Source organism: Streptomyces sp. NPDC002825, from assembly GCF_040295385.1.
Classification (GTDB): Bacteria; Actinomycetota; Actinomycetes; order Streptomycetales; family Streptomycetaceae; genus Streptomyces.
Window position 1 is genome coordinate 154,475 of record NZ_JBEOVH010000003.1, and the last position, 19,317, is coordinate 173,791.

Consider the following 19,317-nt stretch of genomic DNA (forward strand, 5'->3'; position numbering starts at 1 on the left):
GCGATGCCGAAGAAGGTGGTTCCGGAGGCCGAGCGGCGCAGGCGGCGGCCGACGCGGCAGGGCACCGTCCTGTCGGAGAAGCTGATCGTGCGGACGGCGCTGCGGATGCTGCGCGAGCACGGGAGTGCCGGGCTGACCGCGCGCCGGCTCGGCGCCGCGCTGGGCGCCGACCCGAGCACCGTGTACCGGTACTTCGCCGGAATGGACGGCCTGACCCGGGCCGTCGGCGAGGAGCTGATGGGCCGCGCCCTGGACAGCTGGACCGCCACCGGGAACTGGCGTGCCGACCTGCGGGCGCTCGGCCTGGCCGTGCACGCCTCCTACCTCGCCCACCCGGAAGCCGCGCTGCTGACGGCGAGCCGTGTCACCGGCCGTCCCCGGGAGATCGAGGTGGACGAGACGATCCTCGGAATCCTGCGCGGCGCGGGCTTCCGCGACGCGGACGCCGTCGGTGTGTACCACGCCTTCATCGACCTTGCCCTGGCCTTCGCCGCCCTGGACGCGGGCGCGCTGGCCATCAAGGACGAGGTGAGGGAGGCGGACGAGGACATGTGGACCACCACCTACGCCCGGCTGCCGGCCGAGACCCATCCCCACATCGCCGCCACCGCGCACCTGCTCGCGGAGCGGATGAACCACAGCGCCTATCCCGTCGTGCTGGACACGCTCCTGGGGCGGGCGGAGGCGCAGCTCGCCGCGACGACGCGAGCGCCTCGTACGTGAGAGAGACCCGTGAGCGAGAGCGACCGTGTGTGATGGGGGCCCCACCGGACCGTGCTGCTGACGGTGCCGGCGGTCGACCCGGGGTCGTTGACGTTCCGTTGGCCGTCTGTTGGCGGGGGTTCCTACGGTGACGGCCACTGCGCGGGATCGGCTCGCGTTGCACGCCGCGGGGCGTGATCCCAGGAGGTCCTGATGAAGCGTCGAGCAGCCATGACGGCACTCGCGGTGAGCACGATGGTGGCCGGCGTCCTGGTCGGCGGCGCGGGCAGCGCCGCGGCTGCGCACCAGTACACCGACCGTCTCGTCCGGGGCGAGTCGCTCGGACCGGGCGAGTACATCACGCGCTGGATCAACGACTACTCGTTCTACCAGCTGGTCATGCAGAGGGACGGCAACCTGGTGGAGTACAAGGGTGACGTGATCGGCGACCGGCAGGTCTGCTGGGCGGCGAACACCCAGTACTCGGGGTACTACGCGATCTACCAGAACGACGGGAACTTCGTCGTCTACCCCCAGTGGAGCACCCGGGCGGTGTGGAGCAGCAACAGCCAGTGGGGCAGCGGGTCCACGGTCGACATCAACGGCAGCGGGGTCGTGTACGTCGGTACGAAGCCGATCACCGGTTCCTGCTGACGCGGGCGTCCGTGCCGCGCGGGGTGACCGTGGCTGGAGTGCCGGTGTGCCGTCGTACAGCATGGGGCAGGCCGCGCGGCTGCTCGGAGTGAGTTCGGAGACCGTTCGCCGGTGGGCGGACGGCGGCAGGCTGGGCGTGCAGCGGGACGAGTCCGGCAAGCGTGTGATAGACGGGGTGGCGCTGGCGCGTTTCGCCGTGGAGCACGGGGCGGGCCCGCACGCCGTGCCCGAGGACGACGTGCCGACGTCCGTGCGGAACTCGTTCGTCGGGATCGTGACCGCGGTACGGGTCGACGACATCGCCGCACAGGTCGAGGTCCAGTCCGGGCCGCACCGCCCGGTGTCGCTCGTGACGCGGGAGGCCGTCGAGGAGCCGGCCCTGGAGGTCGGCGTGACGGTGACCGCGCGGGTGAAGTCGACGAGCGTGGACATCGACCTTCCCTGACCCGCCCCCGGTCAGCGGCGGAGCGGGGCGGCCCTCAGGTCGAGCTTGTGGTCGAGGCGGGACGGGTCCCGCCCGGTCAGGGCCCGGATGCGGTCGATGCGGTAGTGGACGGTGTTCACGTGCAGGTGCAGGGCCTCGGCGGTCCTGGCCCAGGAGCAGTTGTGCGCCAGGAAGACCTCCAGGGGCTCCAGGAGGGTGGCGTGCGAGCCCTTGCCGGCGCGCAGCAGCGGGCCGAGGACGGTCTCGAGGCGGACGGCCCGCACGTCGGCGGGGATGCCGGCGAGGAGTGTCCTGAGGCCGGCGAGATCGGCGAGCCGTGCCACGTGCGCGGCCGCCGGTGCGGTCGAGCGGGCGCCGCGCAGGGCATAGCGGGCCTGCGTGAGGGCGCCGCGGAGGTCGGCCGCCCTGCGCACGGGGGTCGCTGACGCCGGCGTGCAGGGGCGCGCCGGGGCGGCAGCCGTGGAGCGGCGGCCACACCTCGCGGAGCCGTACCGCCATTTCCTCGGCTTCCTGCTCCTGCTCGCGGGCCAGCACGGCGACGGCCTCGCCCTCGGGGCGTGCGGCGGCGAACGCGACCGTCCGCCGGTGCCGCAGGGCCTCCGTGCGGGCGGCGGCCGCGTCGCCCGGGTCCTCGGTGCTGCCCGAGGCCGCGACGATGACGGTGTACGCGGTGGCGTCGGCGAGGCCGCAGGCACGCAGGGCCTGCTCCTGGCCGTTCGGCTCTCCGTAGGCCGCGCTCACCCGGGTCACGAGCTCCTCGTGGGCCTGCTTGCGGGGTGCGGCCCGTCGGTCCTGGAGACGGCGGTGGCGGCCGACGAGTTCGCCGATCTCGTGCAGGATCCGGGGCGGCGCGTGGCCGTCCTCCGGCAGGTGCAGGTACCAGGTGTCGAAGACGGTGTCGTCGGCCTCGATCCGCACGGTCGTGCCGTCCCGGCCGCGCAGCGCCTGCGCCGCGCGCTGTGCCGGGAGCGCGGGCGCCGTCGCCGTCCGGGCGGCGGTGCGGCCGCTGCCGCTGCCGCTGCCGGTGAGCAGGTGGCAGGCGGGGGTGTCGCCGTCACGCCGCCGATCTATGGCCGAGGAGGGCCTCGTCCCCCCAGACCAGGGAGAGGTCGAGACGGTCGAGGCGGAGAAGGTGATCGACCTGCATGCGGAACTCCGGGGGTGCTCGCGGACGGGGTCCGTACTCCACATTCACCAGGTGAATGCGAAATGGATCATCGTAGATGCCATGTGAAAGCGGCCAAACACCTCTCGGATGCCTACCCAGGGAAGGGGTGTCGGGGGTGGAGGATCGCCAGGGGCCGCAGACGGGCGCCGCCCTCCCCTCGTACCTTCCTCCAGGTCCTCTCGCATTCGCGATGGAGGGTCGCACGGGCTTGTTGCAGATGAGAGCCGCAGCGCCCTACGGTGTGGCACATGCAGTCCTACACGATCGGGCAGGCCGCACGGTTGCTGGGCGTCAGCCCCGACACCGCGCGGCGCTGGGCGGACGCGGGCCGGGTCGTGACGCACCGCGACGAGAGCGGTCGGCGCGTCATCGACGGCAAGTCGCTCGCCGCGTTCTCCACGGAGATCGCCCAGAGCGGAGACGACGACGCGTCCTACACCTCGGCGCGCAACGCCTTCCCGGGCATCGTCACCGCGATCAAGCTCGGCGACATCGCGGCCCAGGTCACCATCCAGGCCGGACCGCACCGCCTGGTCTCCCTCCTCACCCGTGAGGCCGTGGAGGAGCTGGGACTGGAAGTCGGCATGCAGGCCACCGCCCGCGTGAAATCGACCAGCGTGCACATCGACCGCACCTGACCACCCCTCACGCAGTACCGCACGACCAGCGGCCGTCGGCGCGGCCGGCCTCCCACCGCACTTTCCGTCCGTCCTCAAGGAGTTCAGACGCTCATGTCCTTCAGCCTCACCCCCGCCAGACGCCGTACGGCCGCCGCCGCCCTCACCGCCGCCCTGCTCGTGCCGCTCGCGGCCTGTTCGAGCGACGACACCAGGCAGGACGGCAACGGCTCTCCGGCCTCCGGCTCCGCGAGCACCGCGCCCCAGGCGAACCTCACCGTGCTCGCCGCGGCCTCCCTCACCGACGTCTTCAAGACGGCCGGCAGCGCCTACGAGAAGTCCCACCCTGGCACCGGGCTCACCTTCTCCTTCGCCGGCTCCCAGGAGCTCGTCGCCCAGGTCTCGCAGGGCTCCCCCGCCGACGTCCTGGTCACCGCCGACACCAAGAGCATGGACAAGGTGAGGGCCGAGACCGCCGCCCCGACGGTCATCGCGAAGAACCGGCTCGTCATCGCCACCGGCAAGGGCAACCCCTTCAAGGTCGACGAGCTCAAGGACCTCGCGGACACCAAGCTCAAGGTGGTTCTGGCCGCGCCCGAGGTACCGGCCGGCAAGTACAGCAAGAAGGTCCTCGACGCCCAGGAGATCACCGTGAAGCCGGTCTCCCAGGAGCCGAACGTGCGCGCGGTGCTCAGCAAGGTCGAGCTCGGCGAGGCCGACGCCGGACTCGTCTACAAGACGGACGCCGAGAGCGCCAAGGACAAGGTCGACGCCGTCGAGATCCCCGACGAGCAGAACGCCATCGCGCAGTACCCGGCCGCCACGCTGAAGGACTCGAAGAACGCCGCGGCCGCCGCCGCGTTCGTCGCCTGGCTCTCCTCGCCCGAGGGACAGAAGATCCTTCAGGACGCCGGCTTCCAGAAGCCGTAGCGGATCCGGGGTCGTCCGGATCGCGAGGGGCTGTCCGTGTCGGAAGAAACGGACAGCTCCTCGTCCTCATGTCGTCATCTCTGCGGGGTCACTCGATGAAACACACCGGCACGCGCAGGTCCGGTACCCGTCCGCCGCTGACGCTGGCCGTGCCCGCGCTGCTTGCCGTGGCGCTCCTGACGCTGCCTCTGATCGGGATCCTCGTACGGACCGAGTGGAGCGAGCTCGCCGGCCATCTCACCGCGCCGGGCACGGTCACCGCACTGAGGCTCTCGCTGCTCGTCTCCTTCTGGGCGCTCGGCCTCTCGCTGCTGCTCGGCGTGCCGCTCGCCTGGCTGCTCGCCCGGGTGAGCTTCCGCGGCAAGGCACTCGTCCGCTCGCTCGTGCTGCTCCCGATGGTCCTGCCTCCCACCGTCGGCGGTGTCGCGCTGCTGCTCGCCTTCGGGCGGCGCGGACTGCTCGGGCCGTGGTTGGAGTCGACGTTCGGGATCACCCTCCCCTTCCACACCTCGGGCGCGGTCCTCGCCGCCACCTTCGTCGCCATGCCGTTCCTGGTCATCAGCCTGGAGGGCGCGCTCGGCGGACTGCGGCCGCGGTACGAGGAGACGGCGGCCTCACTCGGCGCCTCACCGGTCCGCGTCTTCTTCACCGTCACGCTGCCCATGGTGGCGCCGGGCGTCGTCGCCGGAGCCGCCCTCACCTGGGCGCGCGCGCTGGGCGAGTTCGGCGCGACGATCACCTTCGCCGGCAATCTGCCCGGCACCACCCAGACGCTTCCCCTCCAGGTCTATCTGCTGCTCCAGGACGAGCCGGAGGCGGCCACCTCCGTCTCCCTGCTCCTGCTCGCCATCGCGATGGGTGTACTGATCGCCCTGCGCGGACGGTGGACCGGCGCCCCGGTCCAGCGCAAGCCCCGACCCGCCCCCGAGCAGCTGGAGGACCCCGAGCCGGGGACGTCCGACTCAGGCACCGGCACCGACTCGGACCCTGTTGCCGGCTCCGGCTTCGACGAGGCGGAGCAGTCCGGGGAACGCTGGTCCCTGCACGCCGAGGTCACCGGCTTCACCAGCCTGATTCTGGACGCCGAGCCGGGCACCACCATCGCCGTCGTCGGCCCCAACGGCGCCGGCAAGACCACCCTGCTCCGGGCCCTCCTCGGCCTCACCCCCCGGGCCCACGCCGACCTCGCCCTCGGCGGCACCGATGTCACCGCCCTGCCCCCGCACCGGCGACGGGTCGCCTGGGTCCCGCAGGACGGCGCGCTCTTCCCGCACATGTCGGCACTCGCCAACACCGCCTACGGCCTGCGCGCCCAGGGCGTCGCCCGCAAGGAGGCCCGGCGCGCGGCGCGGCACTGGCTCGACCGGCTCGGCGTCGGCCACCTCGCCCACCGCCGCCCCGGCCAGCTCTCCGGAGGCCAGGCCCAGCGGGTCGCCCTGGCCCGGGCACTCGCCGCCCGCCCCCGGCTCCTCGTCCTCGACGAGCCGCTCGCCGCGCTCGACCAGACCACCCGCGCCCACGTGCGCCACACTCTGCGCACCCATCTCGCACGCTTCGGCGGCGTCTGCCTCATCGTCACCCACGACCCCGTCGAGGCCGTGTCGCTCGCCGACCGCGTGCTCGTCCTCGACGAGGGCCGGGCGCTCCAGGACGACAGCCCCGCCGAGGTCACCCGGCACCCCCGCTCCCCCTGGGTCGCCCGCATGCTCGGCCGCAACGCCTGGCCCGGCACCGCCACACCCGAAGGCCTCGCCCTGGAGGAGGGCGGTGTCCTGGTCGCGGCCGATCCACCGGCGGCCGGCGCCCCGGCGCTCGCGATCGTGGCGCCCGAGGCGGTGTCCGTCCACCGCGAGAAGCCCGCCGGCAGCCCTCGTAACGTCTGGCCCGGCACCGTACGCGAGATCACCGCGAGCGGCAGTCGGCTGCGGGTCCTCGTCACCTCCGACGACGTCCCCGACCTCGTCGCCGAGATCACCCCCCAGGCCGCCGCCGAACTGGGCCTCGCCGACGGGGTGCCCGTCTGGACCAGCGTCAAGGCGACCGAGACGACGGTCGTCCCGCTCTGACCGCCCGGATACCTCCGGTGCGCACGCCGCCGGCCCACTGGCCTTCGGCCGTCCGGCGACGCCGGTTCCGGTCCTGACGTCGGGTTCGCAAGCGCGCGGTCAGGCGCCGGCGAGGGCGATCTCGGTCGCCTTGATGAGGGCGACGACGGAGGTACCGGTGCCCAGGCCGAGGTCCTCGACGGCGTCCTTGGTGATCGCGGCGGTCAGCTCGCCGCCCGCGACGGAGACCTTCACCGAGCCCATGGCGCCGCCCGTCGCCACCTCGGTGACGGAGCCGACGAGCTGGTTGCGGATGGAGATGCCCTCGACGGGGCCGGTCGCGAGGGCGACCTCGGTGGATTTCACCAGGGCCCTGACCGCGGAACCCTCGGTCAGGCCGAGGTCCCTGACGGCGTCGGCGGTGATGGCGGCCGTGATCTCCTGACCGCCGTTCAGGCGCACCTTCACGGACGCCATGGCCTCGCCCGTGGTGACGGCGGTGACGGTACCGGGGAGCTGGTTGCGAATCGACAGAGTCATGGGACACGCCTCACAGAGCCGGGACAGAGCCGAGCACGAGCAGTCGCCACGTCGGTGACCTGCACTACGACCGACGCTACCGGAAGAGAATGTTCCGATCGCGACCGGCGCCCCGCCGACACACCGCATCCGCAGGAGGTCGTCACCGGACCGACTCGCAGATCTGACCCTTGAGGAGACCTTCACCTCTTGGATGATCCACTGTGCCAGCCCGCCCCGCGAGGGTCAGCGGCCGAAGGTGTCGATGTTCTCGACGAGCCAGCGACCGTCGCGGCGCACGACGTCCACGGCGAACATCGCGCCCGCGTAGACGCCTTGGTCCTCGGCCTTGGGCTTCTGCTGCCCTCCACCGGCCTTGCCGGTCCCCGCCGTGCTCACGCCGCTCTGGTCGGCATAGACCAGGACCCGGGCGCGGTCGCCGTCGATCCGCTCGACCGCGCTGTCGGTGACCGTCGTGGTGATCACCGTCTTCTGCTGCGCCGCCTGGGCGAGCACCCCGCCGAACAGCGTCCGGTGCTGGGCCACGGCCTTGCCGGTGAGGAGGGTCTTCGCGGCCCGCTCGAAGGGACCCGTGTCGGCGTGGTCGTACGAGAAGAGCGCGGCGACCGCCGCGGCGGTCTGCCCCTTGATCTCGCTGGTGCGGGCGAGGTCGGTGAGGGCCGTGTTGCCGCGTGTGGGATCGGACCGTAGGTCCCCCGCCCTGCCGTGCGCCCATCCGGCGAAGACGCCGAGGAGGAGGGTCAGGAGGCAGAGGACCACGAGGGGGGCGAGGGGACGTGCCCGCGTCCCGTCCGCCGCTTCCGGGGCCGGCTTGGATCCGGGCCCGGGTTTGCGCTCGGGTCCGGTCTCCGGTGTGCGATCCGGCTCCGGCTGCGGTTCCGGCTCCCGTTCCGACTCCGGCAGGAGCGCGACCTGCGAGCGGGCCCTGGAGGCGGGGGCGGACTGGCCGGCGTGGGCCTGGCGGCGGCGCTGGCGGTTGAGGTGGTGGCGGGGCGTCGGCATCGTGCGTGTCCTTTCGGGTCCTTGCGGCTCTCGCGTACGGGACGGTCCGGTCAACCGGTCGCCGTGCCGCCCACGGGGGCCTGCCCCAGGGCACTGAGCTTCCACTGGCCGTCGGTTCGGGTGAGTTCGCCGAGCATGCGGCTGTCCTTCTCCGTGCTCTTGCTGTCGGGCGTCGTGACGGTGACGCGCAGCGCGACGAGCAGCCGGGCCCGCCCCGCCCTGTCGTCGAGTTCGGTGACGGCGCCGGACAGCACCCGGGCGGTGGTCACCGTCTTCGCCGCCTTCACCTGGCTGGTGAACTCCGCGCGACCCTCGACCAGTTGCTGGTGCAGCTCGCCGGTGGTCGAGGTCTCCCAGAGGTCGAGGCCCCGGTCCACACGCCGGTGGTCGAGGGTGTTGAGGTTCTGCACGGCCTGCTCCCCCGCCGCGAGCGCCCGGTCGCGCTGCACGGCGTACGCCGCTGAGTCGTCGTGGGCCGCGGCGTACCAGCTCCGTCCCTCCCAGGCCGCGAAGCCGCCCGCGGCCAGCGTGAGCACGAGGGCCGCGGCCAGGGCCGGCCGGTGTGTCATGGGGTTCTCCCGTCTCCCGCTCATCGTCAGCGGGCCTTGATGTCGACGATCAGCCACCGGTCCCCCTGGTACTCGGCGGTGACGGTGAGCTGGGCCGCGGCGGAGGTGGCGGCGGCCTTGTCGCGCCGCGAGGTCTGGTCGAGGAAGACGAGGAGGCGCGCGGTGTCCCCGTCGAGTTCGATCACTCCGGTGCGGACGGCCTGGGTGGAGAGGGTGATGCGCTGCTCGACCAGGTTCTTGCGGACCTGGTCGAGCAGGTCGCCGTACTGGCGGGCGGCGCGGCCCGCGAGGACGGTGCGGGCCGAGCGTTCGGCGGCGTCGGTGTTCGTCGCCGTGTAGGAGAAGACCCGGGCGAGTCCTTCGGCCACGTCGCCGCTCACGCGGGTGGTGGTCTCGGTGTCGGTGAGCGCGTGGTTGCGCGCCGAGGGGGTGGAGCGGAGCTGGTGGGCGGCGTGGAAGAAGCCGCTCCCGCCGAGGAGGAGCACGGTGAGGGCGGCGGCGAGGGAGCCTCTTCGCCAGACGGTGGCGGACCGGCGTCGGGCTGTGTCGGGGGGCTCCGTCGCGTTCCCGTCCGTGGCCGGCGTCGGCTCCGGCCGGTCGTCGCCCGGGGGTGCCTCTCCCTCGTCGCTCTCCGCGTCCCCGGCTGTGGTCCTGCGCAGCAGTCGCGTCATCGGTCCTCGTCCTCCGCTCCGGCGACCGGCACCGCGCTCAGTGCCGCGACTCTCCATGTGTGCTCGTCCGTGCGGGTCAGGACGGCCTCCAGGCGTTTGCGGTCGGTGGTCGCGGTCGCGGCTCCGCGCGGGGTGACGTCGACGCGTACGGTCGCGATGAGTTTCGCCGTACCGGCTCTCGCGTCCAGCGCCGTGAGCGCGGCCTCGGTCACCGTGGCGCGTGCCGAGGCGCCCACCGCGGGTTCGGTGCGGCCGAGTTCGGTGCGGAGCGGGCCGGTGGAGGCCTCGCGCCAGGCCCGGATGCCCGCTTCGGCGCGTTCGCGGGTCGAGGCGTCGAGGGTGTTCAGGACGGTGAGGCGGCTGCGGCCCTCGGCGAGCGCGGTGTCGCGTTCCCGGCTGAAGGCGAGTTCCTCGTCCGTACGGGCCTGGGCGTACGTCCAGGCGCCGGTCCCGCAGAAGCCCAGGGCGACGACGAGGGCGCCGACGCCCAGGGCTCGGCCGCGCCTCATCGCGTACCCCCGGTGTTCAGGCCGAGCAGTCCGGCCATGTCCGTCGGGCCGCCGGTCTGGCCGGGCAGCGCGAGCGCGCCGGGCAGGGCGGCGGCCTGCGGGCCCGTCGTGGTGCGCGCGCTGCCGGAGGGCAGGGAGCCGGGCCGGGCCGGGGTGGGGACGCCGCCGCTCCCGGGGGCGTGGGCCGAGCCGCGTACGTTGACGCCGGTGGAGGCCGGGGAGGTGCAGGAGGCGCGGGTGTTGAGGGCGGGCGCGGTCCCCAGGTCGAGTCCGTTGCGGTAGCGCGTACCGCCGTAGCCGGAGGTGCAGGGCAGCGGCTTGAAGAAGGTGACGGCCATGCCGAAGTTCACGTGTCCTCCGTCGACGGTGGTGGCTCCCGCCGAGACTGCCGCGGGGAACTTCACGAGGAGTTCCTCCGTGCCCCGCTGCCGGGTGACGGCGATCTCCGAGGTGGTGAGGAGGTTGGCGAGGACGACGCCGAGGCTCGGGTCGAGGTCGCGAAGGAGGCCGCTGATCTGGCCGGTCGCGTCGGGGGTGGCGGCGAGGAGGCGGCGCAGGTCGCTGTCGGAGCCCTTGAGGGTGGCGGCGAGGTCGCGGGCGCCGGTGGCGAAGTCCCGGATGGCGCGGCTCTCGTCGGCCTGGGTGCGCAGGACGACCTCGCCGTCGTCGATGAGCCGTGTGGTGGCCGGCAGGGACCGGTCGGCGGCCTGGACGAACCTGCTGCCGTTGTCGAGGAGGACCTGGAGGTCGTCGCCGTGGCCCTCGAAGGCCTTGCCGAGTTCGTCGACGACGGTGCGCAGGGAGTCCAGGGGTACGGAGCGGGTGAGGTCGTTCATGCTCGCGAGGACGTCGGTGACGGGCGCCGGCACGTGGGTGTCGGACTGTTCGATGCGGGCGCCGTCGGTGAGGAAGGGCCCGCCGTCGCTCTCGGGGCGGAGGTCGATGTACTGCTCGCCGACGGCGGAGAGTCCGGCGACCACGGCGCGCGCGTCGGCCGGGATCCGGGGCGCCGACTTCTTGATGCGCAGTTCGGCGACGACTCCGTCGGCGGTGAGGTCGATGGCTCCGACGCGGCCCACGGAGACGCCGCGGTAGGTGACGTCGGAATGGGTGAACAGGCCTCCCGTACGGGCGAGGTGGACGCGGACGGTGTAGTGGTCGGCGACTCCGGCGTAGCGGCCGAGGTCGGCGTAGCGGACGCCGACGAAGCCGAGGACCAGGACGGCGATGACGAGGAACGCGAGGTTCTTCAGTCGGACGCTGCGGGTGATCACCGGTTGTCGCCTCCGTCCTCGGGTGGGGTGCCCGTCGTGACCGGGGGCAGCGGCAGCGCCGATCGCGGGCTTCGTGCGGTGCCGTTCGTCCCCGCTCGCCCCCGTGTGGTGGCGCCGGGGGTCGTCGGGGTGGGGGTCGGGGTGGGCTCGGTCCTGGGGATCAGGGGCGGGATGACCTCCGTGCCCGGGGCGGCCGCCAGGTGGAGGTAGGTGTTGAGGTAGTCGCCCTTGATGCCGCGCATCACCTCGTCGGTGAAGGGATACGTGAGGAGGACCTGGAGCGAGTCGGGCAGGTCGGCTCCGGCGTCCGCGAGGGCCGTCAGGGTCGGCGCGAGGGCCTTGAGGTCGGCGATCATGTCCTTCTTGCTCGCGTCGACGGTCGCGACGGCGACGCCGGAGAGGGTGTCGAGGGCGCGCAGCATGCTCAGCAGGGAGCCTCGCTGCTTCTCCAGGGTCTTCAGGCCGGGCGAGAGGTTGGTGAGGACGGTGTCGACGTCCTTCTTGCGGCCGGCGAGGGTGGCGGAGAGCCGGTTGACGCCGTCGAGGGCGCGGGTGATGTCGCCGCGGTGCGCGTCGAGGTTCGTGACCAGCGTGTTCACGCGGTTCAGCATCGAGCGGACCTCGGGTTCGCGGCCGCCGAGCGCCTGGTTGAGTTCCCGCGTGATGGTCTTGAGCTGGTTGACGCCGCCGCCGTTGAGGAGCAGCGACAGTGCGCCGAACACCTCCTCGACCTCCGTGTTGCGGCTGGTGCGCGCGAGGGGGATGACGCTGCCGTTCGTGAGGCGCGCGCCGGTGTCCTTCCGGGGGGCGACGAGCTGGATGTACTTCTCGCCGAGGAGGCTGGACTGTTCCAGGCGGGCGCCGGCGTCGGCGGGGAGGCGGACGTCGCCGTTGATCTCGAGGGTGACGCGGGCGGACCAGGTGCCGGTGCCCCCCAGCTCGATGGCGGTGACGCGGCCGACGGCGACGTCGTTGACCTTGACCGCGGACTGCGGGACGAGGCTCAGGACGTCGTCGAGTTCGGCGGTGACGGTGTAGGGGTGGGGGCCGAGGTCGGCGCCCCCGGGCAGCGGCAGGTCCTCGATGCCGTCGAACCGGACGGGGTTCGCGGGGACCGCGCCGAGGACGACGGCGAGGCCGAGGCCGAGCGCGACCGCTCCGACGGCTGCGGCGCCGAGGGCCTTCCGGGACGGAGGAGTGTTCACCGCTCCCCCTCTCCGGTGCCGGCCGAGGAGGCTCCGGTGACCGGCAGAGGCAGCAGTGGGCCGCCCATGCTGATCTCGTTGAGGTTGGCGCGGCCGTCGAGGGTGCGGGTGTCCTTGTTGTACGCGTTGACGACGTTGCCGGCGGCGAGCGGGGCGGCGTCGAGCGCTTCGGCGAGGGAGGCCCGCTGGTCGACGAGGGTCTGGGTGAGGGGGACGAGCCGGTCGATGTTCTTCTTCAGCTCACCGCGGTTGTCCTTGATGAAGGTCTTGACCTGGGCGAGGGCCTTGCCGAGCTCCTTGAGCGCGTCGGCGAGGTCGTCCTTGTTCTCGGCGAAGTAGCCGACGACCTCGTCGAGGCGTTCCTGCGCGGTGCGGACGTCGCCGTCCTTCTTCTTGAGCATGGTGGTGAAGGTCTGGAGCTGCCCGAGGGTGGTGAACAGGTTCTCGCTGCTGCCGTCCAGGGTCTTGGCCGCCTTGCCGAACTGTTCGATGGAGGTGCCGATGGCCGTGCCGTTGCCCTTGAGGTTCTTCGCGCCGGTGTCCAGGAGTTCGGAGAGCGCTCCGGCGGAGTTGGCGCCGTCGGGGCCGAGCGCCTTGCTCAGTGCGGTGATCGAGTCGTAGAGCTGGTCGATCTCGACGGGGGTCCGGTTGCGTGCGGCGGGCAGCTGGGCGCCGTCGGCGAGGGCGGGGCCGATGCTGTAGGCGGGGGTGAGCTGGACGTACCGGTCGGCGACGATGCTCGGGGCGACGACGAGGGCCCGGGCGCCGGCGGGGACGCGGACGCCTTCGTCGAGGCGGAGTGCGACGCGTACCCGGGTGCCCTGCGGCTCCACGGACTCCACCTCTCCGACCCGTACACCGAGGATGCGCAGGTCGGATCCGGCGTAGATGCCGACCGCCCGGTCGAAGTAGGCGGTGACGTGGATCCCGTCGTCGTCGAGGACGCGGACGGCGACGAGGCCGCAGGCCGCGAGCACCGCGAGAGCGAGCCCGGCGACGAGGGGCTTTCTGGGCTTGGTCATCGTTCACCGCTCCCCTTGGCCGTCGCCGTCTGTTTCGGCGGCAGGCATCCGGTCTTGGGCTGCGAGCCCTCGGGCAGATAGGTGCGGGGCACCACGCCGCACAGGTAGCTGTCGAACCAGCGGCCGCTGCCGAGGGTGTTGCCGACGAGGCGGTAGTACGGGCCGATGAGCGCGAGCGTCTTGTCGAGCTGGCCGCTGTTCTTCTCCAGGACGCCGGTGACGCGGCTGAGGGCCTTGAGGGTGGGGCCGAGCTGCCGGTCGTTGTCGCCGACGAGGCCGCTGAGCTCGGTGCCCAGGTCCCTGCTTCCCTTGAGCAGGGCGCGGATGGCCTCGCGGCGCTTCTTGAGCTCCCCGAGCAGTGAACCGCCGTCCTCGATGAGGATCTCGAAGCTGGACTTCTTGTCCTCCAGGGTCTTGGTGAACTTCCTGCTGTTCTCCAGGAGGCGGGCGAGCTCGGTGTCGCGCTTGGAGACGGACTTCGACAGCTCGGACAGCCCGGTGGCGGCGTTGCGTACGTGCGGCGGGGAGTTCTTGAAGGTGTCGGAGATCGTCCGGAAGCTCTCCGCGAGCTTCCCGGTGTCGATGGCGTCGACGGTGCCGCTGAGGTCCTGGAAGGCCTGCGTCACGTCGTACGGGGAGGTGGTGCGGGACTGCGGGATGCGGGTGCCGGGGTCCTGCGGTGCGGAGCCCAGCGGGTCGAGCGCCAGGTACTTCTCGCCGAGGAGGGTCTTGACGGCGATGGCGGCGGTCGAGCGGTCGCCGATCCAGGCGTCGCCGACCTCGAAGGTCACCTTGACCTTGGGTCCGTCGAGGGCCACCTCGGTGACCTTGCCGACCTTGACCCCGGCGATGCGGACCTCGTCGCCGGCGTCGAGTCCGGCGGCCTCGGTGAAGTCGGCGCTGTAGGCGGTGTCGCCGCCGACGAGGGGCAGCCGTTCCACGTTGTACGCCAGGACGGCCATGAGGGCGAGGACCACCAGGCCGACGAGGGCGACGGCGACGGGGCTGCGCTCCTTGACCGGCCGCCGCCGGACGCGCGGGCTCATCCGCGGCACCTCGTCTCGGTGACGGCGATGCCGGTCGGCGGCTTGGAGCCGTCGGAGGTTCCCACGCCGCTCACGCGTGCCTCGCAGAGGTAGAGGTTGAACCACGATCCGTACGAGGAGAGCCGGGCCAGGGCCGTCATCTTGGCGGGGGTGTGGGCGAGGAAGGTCTCGATGGCGGGGGTGTGGTCGCCGAGGGTGCCGGAGAGCCGGCCGAGTTCGCGGATGTCCTTCTTGAGGGGGGCGCGCCCCTCCTGGAGGAGTCCGGCGGTCGTCGTGGTGAGGTCGCCGATGGCCTTGACCGCCTCGCCGAGGGGTTTGCGGTCGGTGTTGAAGCCGGTGACGAGTTTCTGGAGGGTGACGACGAGGTCGCCGAAGGCGGCTTCGCGGTTGTTGAGGGTGGTGAGGACGGTGTTGAGGTGGGTGACGACCTCGCCGATGACCTTGTCCTTGGCGGCCACGGTCCTGGTGAGGGAGCCGATGTGCCGCAGGAGGCTGTCGACGGTTCCGCTCTCGCCCTGGAGGACCTGGACGAGCGAGCCGGCGAGGTCGTTGACGTCGGAGGGCGAGAGGCCTTCGAACAGCGGCTTGAAGCCGTTGAAGAGCAGGGTCAGGTCGAGTGCGGGTGTGGTGCGGTCGAGCGGGATGGTGTCCCCGGCGTTCAGGGTGCCGGTCAGGTCTCCGGTGCCCCGGCCGAGGGAGACGTACCGCTGGCCGACCATGTTGAGGTACTTCACGGCGGCGGTAGCGGACCGGGGCAGGGTGCGGTCCTCGCGGACCGTGAAGGTGACCTGGGCGGTGCGCCGCTGGACGACGCGCACGTCGGTGACCTCGCCCACCTTCACTCCGGCGATGCGCACGGAGTCGCCTTCGACGAGGCCGGTGACGTCGGTGAACAGGGCCTTGTAGGAGCGGGTGGCGGAGCCGACGCCGGTGTTGGCGACGCTGAAGCCGAGGACGGTGGTGGCGAGGGCCGTGACGAGGACGAACGCGAGGGACTTCAGGACGGTCCCGGTCAGGCCGCGTCGTCGCGTGTGGGAGGGCCGTGTCGTCATCGGAGGGTCACCTCCGCACCGCGGAACGCCGGGCCGGCGAGCAGGCTGCTCCAGTCCGGCAGGTCACGGGGCCGCTTCTGTGCGGCGGGGGCGAGGAGTTCGTTGACGAGGTCGTTCTCCTGCGGGGAGTTGGCGGGCCCGAGGTCCTGGTCGGCCGCGGCGGAGGCCCGTGCGGCGGGTGCTGCCGGGACGCCGAGGTAGGGCACGGGGTAGCAGTGGGGGCCGCCGCCGGAGCCGTACGAGGGGGTGTCACGGCCGGGGACGTAGGCGCCGCGCGACGGGACGGTGGTCACCTCGACGTGCAGTCCGGGCTGGTTGGTGCCCTTGCCGAGCGCCTTGTCCATCGCGGGCACGAACTGGGCGAGGGTGCGCAGGGTGCAGGGGAAGGACGGGGAGTACTCGGCGAGCAGTTCCAGGGTCGGCCTGCCGGCGGCGCTGAGGCGGATGATGTTGTTCTTGTTCTGCCGCAGGAAGGCGGTCAGGTCCTGGGCCGTCCGGGTGGTGGCGCCGAAGGTGCCGGCCAGCTCTCCCTCCTTCTCGGCGAGGGTGCCGCTGGTCCTGGTGAAGTCGGTGAGTGCCGTGACGATGTCCGGGGCGGCGTCCGCGTAGAGGTGGCTGACCTTCACGAGCTCTTTCAGGTCACGGGTGAGGGCGGGCAGGTGGGGGTTGAACTCGCGCAGGTGGGCGTCGAGTTGGGCGAGGGTCTCGCCGAGCTTGTCGCCGCGGCCCTCCAGTGCGCGGGAGACGGCGGACAGGGTCGCCGACAGTTTCTGCGGCTGGACGGCCGTGAGCAGGGGCAGGACGTTGTCGAGGACCTGCTGGAGTTCGACGGCATTGCTCGACCGGTCCTCGGGGATGACGTCTCCGGGGCCGAGGGGCCGCGCGGAGGGGGTCGTGGGCGGGACGAGGGCCACGAACCGTTCGCCGAAGAGGGTCGTGGGCAGCATCTGCGCGCGGACGTCGGAGGGGACGTGGCGCAGGGTGCCGGGCCGCATGGCGAGGGTGAGCCGGGCTCCGCCGTCGACGGCGTCGATGGCGCGGACCTCGCCGATGACGACGCCGCGCAGTTTCACCTCCGCCCCGAGGTGCATCTCGTTGCCGACGCTTCCGGTCTCCACGACGACCGGGTCGGAGTCGGTGAAGCGTTTGTCGTAGACGGCGACGGCGAGGGAGGCGAGGAGGACGGGCACAAGGAGGAAGACGACGCCGGCGAACCGGCGGCGGATGGTCTCGGCACGTGAGTCGGTCATCTCACCCCGCCACCTTCACGGTCGTGGTCGCGCCCCAGAGGGCCAGCGACAGGAAGAAGTCGGTGACGCTGATCAGCACGATGGCGTTGCGTACGGAGCGGCCGACGGCGATGCCGACGCCGGCGGGGCCGCCGGAGGCGCGGAAGCCGTAGTAGCAGTGGGCGATGATCACCATCACGCTGAAGATCAGCACTTTCAGCACGGAGAGGAGGACGTCCGTCGGCGAGAGGAAGAGGTTGAAGTAGTGGTCGTACGTGCCCTCGGACTGGCCGTTGAAGAGGACCGTGACGTAGCGGGACGCCAGGTAGGAGGAGAGCAGTCCGATCGCGTAGAGCGGGACGATGGCGACGACGCCCGCGATGATGCGGGTGGTGACCAGGTACGGCATGGAGCGGATGCCCATGCCTTCGAGGGCGTCGACCTCCTCGTTGATGCGCATGGCGCCGAGCTGGGCGGTGAATCCGGCGCCGACGGTCGCGGAGAGCGCGAGTCCGGCGACGAGCGGAGCGATCTCGCGGGTGTTGAAGTACGCGGACACGAAGCCGGTGAAGGCGGCGGTGCCGATCTGGTCGAGGGCCGCGTAGCCCTGGAGGCCGACGACGGTCCCGGTGAACAGCGTCATCGCGATCATGACGCCGATGGTTCCGCCGATGACGCCGAGGCCGCCGGAGCCGAACGCGACCTCGGCGAGCAGCCGTTGCACCTCCTTGAGGTAGCGGCGCAGGGTCCGCGGGATCCAGAGCAGGGCTCGGAGGTAGAACAGGAGCTGGTCACCGGACCGGTCGAGCCACACGAACGGGGAGGCCATCGGTCTCAGCCTCCCTTCGGCGGGACGATCTGCAGGTAGATGCCCGTGAGCACCATGTTCACGAAGAACAGCAGCATGAAGGTGATGACGACGGACTGGTTGACGGCGTCGCCGACGCCTTTGGGTCCGCCGCGGGGGTTGAGTCCCCGGTAGGCGGCGACGATGCCGGCGATGAACCCGAAGACGAGCGCCTTGAGTTCGCTGATGTAGAGGTCGGGCAGCTGGGCGAGGGCGGAGAAGCTGGAGAGGTACGCGCCGGGGGTGCCGCCCTGGAGGACGATGTTGAAGAAGTAGCCGCCCAGGGTGCCGACGACGGAGACCATGCCGTTGAGGAGCACCGCGACCGCCATGGTGGCGAGGACGCGGGGGACGACCAGCCGCTGGACGGGCGAGACGCCCATGACCTCCATCGCGTCGAGCTCCTCCCGGATCTTGCGGGAGCCGAGGTCGGCGCAGATGGCGGAGCCGCCGGCGCCCGCGATCAGGAGGGCCACGATGAGGGGACTGGCCTGCTGGATGACGGCGAGGACGCTGGCGCCGCCGGTGAACGACTGGGCCCCCAGCTGCTGGGTGAGGGAGCCGACCTGGAGGGCGATGACGGCGCCGAAGGGTACGGAGACGAGCGCGGCGGGCAGGATGGTGACGCTCGCGACGAACCAGAACTGCTCGATGAACTCGCGGAACTGGAAGGGACGCCGGAAGACGGCCCGGCTCACCTCGGCGGCGAGGGCGAAGAGGCGGCCGGTCTGCCGCAGCGCGCCGGTGATCACGAGCCGCTCCCGGTGGCCGGCATGGTCAGGGTGGGGGCGGCGGCGGTCCGCGTGTAGGTGTCGCGGATGGCGGCGCGGGCGGCGGGCGGGAGCTGGTCGAGCATGCCGAGGACGCGCTCGCGCCGCCGGGTGACGGCCGCGCGGGGCGGCAGGCCCGGGGAGGGTTCCAGCTGCGGGACGATGACGCGGGGCGCCGCCGCGCGGCCGGCGGGGCTGTCGGCCTCGGCGGCGAGGAGGGCGGCGTCCTTCTCCTCGGACATGCCGATGGGGCCTTCGCGGCGGCCGGCGAGGAACTGGGTCACGACCGGTTCGTCGCTGGTGAGGAGGACCTCGCGGGGGCCGAAGGTGACGAGCCTGCGCCGGAAGAACATCCCCATGTTGTCGGGCACGGTGGCGGCGATGTCGAGGTTGTGGGTGACGATGAGCATCGTCGCGTCGATCCGCGCGTTGAGGTCGATGAGCAGCTGGGACAGGTAGGCGGTGCGGACCGGGTCGAGTCCGGAGTCCGGCTCGTCGCACAGCACGATCTGCGGGTCGAGCACGAGGGCGCGGGCCAGTCCGGCGCGTTTGCGCATGCCTCCGCTGATCTCGCCGGGCAGCTTGTCCTCCGCGCCGAGGAGACCCACGAGTTCGATCCGCTCCATGACGATGCGCCGGATCTCGTACTCCCGCTTGCGGGTGTGCTCGCGCAGCGGGAAGGCGATGTTGTCGAAGAGGCTCATGGAGCCGAACAGGGCGCCGTCCTGGAACATGAGGCCGAAGAGCTTCCGGGTCTCGTAGATGTCCCGTTCGGGGCTGCTGACCATGTCGACACCGTTGATGAGGACACGGCCCTGCTGGGGTTTCAGCAGTCCGATGAGCGATTTGAGAAAGACGGTCTTGCCGGTGCCGGAAGGACCGAGCATGACGCTGACCTCTCCGGCCGGCAGGGTCAGCGACACGTCCTGCCAGATGTTCTGCCTGTCGAAGGACATGGTCAGACCCTCTACGACTACTTCGATTCCCATCCCACCTCCAGCAGGCGTGTGTCGGGTGTGC

22 protein-coding genes are annotated in these 19,317 nt (G+C 71.9%); 7 read left to right on the forward strand and 15 right to left on the reverse strand.

What is annotated here, in order from left to right; all coding sequences use genetic code 11:
* Positions 1–3: 3 nt before the first annotated feature.
* The 3 genes from ABT041_RS05320 to ABT041_RS05330 all read left to right on the forward strand — a co-directional run bounded on the left by ABT041_RS05320 (position 4) and on the right by ABT041_RS05330 (position 1,801).
* Positions 4–723 carry a TetR/AcrR family transcriptional regulator gene (locus tag ABT041_RS05320; RefSeq protein ID WP_351179284.1) on the forward strand — a complete coding sequence of 240 codons (720 nt, stop codon included), beginning with the start codon at positions 4–6 and terminating at the stop codon, positions 721–723.
* A gap of 192 nt (positions 724–915) precedes the next feature.
* Positions 916–1,356 carry a hypothetical protein gene (locus ABT041_RS05325; RefSeq protein WP_351179287.1) on the forward strand — a complete coding sequence of 147 codons (441 nt, stop codon included), beginning with the start codon at positions 916–918 and terminating at the stop codon, positions 1,354–1,356.
* A 46-nt stretch (positions 1,357–1,402) separates the two neighbouring features.
* Entirely contained in the window at positions 1,403–1,801 is a 399-nt protein-coding gene (locus ABT041_RS05330; RefSeq protein WP_351179290.1) for a TOBE domain-containing protein, read from the forward strand.
* A gap of 11 nt (positions 1,802–1,812) precedes the next feature.
* On the opposite strand, the gene ABT041_RS39005 is transcribed toward ABT041_RS05330, so the two are convergent.
* A complete protein-coding gene (locus ABT041_RS39005) occupies positions 1,813–2,214 on the reverse strand; it encodes a PucR family transcriptional regulator (protein ID WP_502976378.1) in 402 nt (133 codons plus the stop codon).
* 470 nt (positions 2,215–2,684) lie between these two features.
* Between ABT041_RS39005 and ABT041_RS05340 the strand changes: the two genes are divergently transcribed.
* The 4 genes from ABT041_RS05340 to ABT041_RS05355 all read left to right on the forward strand — a co-directional run bounded on the left by ABT041_RS05340 (position 2,685) and on the right by ABT041_RS05355 (position 6,582).
* Positions 2,685–3,035, forward strand: coding sequence for a hypothetical protein (locus tag ABT041_RS05340; RefSeq protein WP_351179295.1), 351 nt, complete (start codon positions 2,685–2,687; stop codon positions 3,033–3,035).
* Positions 3,036–3,217: 182 nt separating this feature from the next.
* The gene (locus ABT041_RS05345; protein WP_351179298.1) at positions 3,218–3,607 is read left to right on the forward strand and encodes a TOBE domain-containing protein; all 390 of its coding nucleotides are present in this window, start codon (positions 3,218–3,220) and stop codon (positions 3,605–3,607) included.
* 93 nt (positions 3,608–3,700) lie between these two features.
* Positions 3,701–4,516: a molybdate ABC transporter substrate-binding protein gene (gene modA / locus ABT041_RS05350; protein WP_351179301.1), complete on the forward strand. Its 816-nt coding sequence runs from the start codon at positions 3,701–3,703 to the stop codon at positions 4,514–4,516.
* A 95-nt stretch (positions 4,517–4,611) separates the two neighbouring features.
* Positions 4,612–6,582 carry an ABC transporter permease gene (locus ABT041_RS05355; RefSeq protein ID WP_351179304.1) on the forward strand — a complete coding sequence of 657 codons (1,971 nt, stop codon included), beginning with the start codon at positions 4,612–4,614 and terminating at the stop codon, positions 6,580–6,582.
* A 99-nt stretch (positions 6,583–6,681) separates the two neighbouring features.
* Here the strand turns inward: ABT041_RS05355 and ABT041_RS05360 are convergent, their stop codons facing one another.
* The 14 genes from ABT041_RS05360 to ABT041_RS05425 all read right to left on the reverse strand — a co-directional run bounded on the left by ABT041_RS05360 (position 6,682) and on the right by ABT041_RS05425 (position 19,286).
* Positions 6,682–7,101 carry a TOBE domain-containing protein gene (locus ABT041_RS05360; protein WP_351179307.1) on the reverse strand — a complete coding sequence of 140 codons (420 nt, stop codon included), beginning with the start codon at positions 7,099–7,101 and terminating at the stop codon, positions 6,682–6,684.
* A gap of 225 nt (positions 7,102–7,326) precedes the next feature.
* Positions 7,327–8,103 (reverse strand): hypothetical protein, encoded by a 777-nt coding sequence (locus ABT041_RS05365; RefSeq protein WP_351179310.1) that lies wholly within the window; start codon positions 8,101–8,103, stop codon positions 7,327–7,329.
* A gap of 50 nt (positions 8,104–8,153) precedes the next feature.
* Entirely contained in the window at positions 8,154–8,672 is a 519-nt protein-coding gene (locus ABT041_RS05370; protein ID WP_351179313.1) for an Rv1363c family protein, read from the reverse strand.
* A gap of 26 nt (positions 8,673–8,698) precedes the next feature.
* Positions 8,699–9,343, reverse strand: coding sequence for a hypothetical protein (locus ABT041_RS05375; RefSeq protein WP_351179316.1), 645 nt, complete (start codon positions 9,341–9,343; stop codon positions 8,699–8,701).
* Positions 9,340–9,852 (reverse strand): hypothetical protein, encoded by a 513-nt coding sequence (locus ABT041_RS05380; protein WP_351179319.1) that lies wholly within the window; start codon positions 9,850–9,852, stop codon positions 9,340–9,342. The genes ABT041_RS05375 and ABT041_RS05380 overlap by 4 nt, the downstream gene beginning before the upstream one ends.
* Positions 9,849–11,126, reverse strand: a complete 1,278-nt coding sequence (locus ABT041_RS05385) for an MCE family protein (RefSeq protein WP_351179322.1) — start codon at positions 11,124–11,126, stop codon at positions 9,849–9,851. Before ABT041_RS05385 ends, ABT041_RS05380 begins: the two co-directional genes overlap by 4 nt.
* On the reverse strand, positions 11,123–12,331 hold the full coding sequence (locus ABT041_RS05390) for an MCE family protein (protein WP_351179325.1): 1,209 nt from the start codon (positions 12,329–12,331) through the stop codon (positions 11,123–11,125). The genes ABT041_RS05385 and ABT041_RS05390 overlap by 4 nt, the downstream gene beginning before the upstream one ends.
* Positions 12,328–13,353, reverse strand: coding sequence for an MCE family protein (locus ABT041_RS05395; RefSeq protein ID WP_351179328.1), 1,026 nt, complete (start codon positions 13,351–13,353; stop codon positions 12,328–12,330). Before ABT041_RS05395 ends, ABT041_RS05390 begins: the two co-directional genes overlap by 4 nt.
* Positions 13,350–14,399, reverse strand: coding sequence for an MCE family protein (locus tag ABT041_RS05400; protein WP_351179331.1), 1,050 nt, complete (start codon positions 14,397–14,399; stop codon positions 13,350–13,352). The genes ABT041_RS05395 and ABT041_RS05400 overlap by 4 nt, the downstream gene beginning before the upstream one ends.
* Positions 14,396–15,451, reverse strand: a complete 1,056-nt coding sequence (locus ABT041_RS05405; protein WP_351179334.1) for an MCE family protein — start codon at positions 15,449–15,451, stop codon at positions 14,396–14,398. Before ABT041_RS05405 ends, ABT041_RS05400 begins: the two co-directional genes overlap by 4 nt.
* A complete protein-coding gene (locus ABT041_RS05410) occupies positions 15,448–16,701 on the reverse strand; it encodes an MCE family protein (protein ID WP_351179337.1) in 1,254 nt (417 codons plus the stop codon). Before ABT041_RS05410 ends, ABT041_RS05405 begins: the two co-directional genes overlap by 4 nt.
* A gap of 1 nt (position 16,702) precedes the next feature.
* The gene (locus ABT041_RS05415; RefSeq protein WP_351179340.1) at positions 16,703–17,509 is read right to left on the reverse strand and encodes an MlaE family ABC transporter permease; all 807 of its coding nucleotides are present in this window, start codon (positions 17,507–17,509) and stop codon (positions 16,703–16,705) included.
* A gap of 5 nt (positions 17,510–17,514) precedes the next feature.
* A complete protein-coding gene (locus tag ABT041_RS05420; protein WP_351179343.1) occupies positions 17,515–18,279 on the reverse strand; it encodes an MlaE family ABC transporter permease in 765 nt (254 codons plus the stop codon).
* Positions 18,276–19,286 (reverse strand): ABC transporter ATP-binding protein, encoded by a 1,011-nt coding sequence (locus tag ABT041_RS05425; protein ID WP_351179345.1) that lies wholly within the window; start codon positions 19,284–19,286, stop codon positions 18,276–18,278. The genes ABT041_RS05420 and ABT041_RS05425 overlap by 4 nt, the downstream gene beginning before the upstream one ends.
* Positions 19,287–19,317 lie beyond the last annotated feature (31 nt).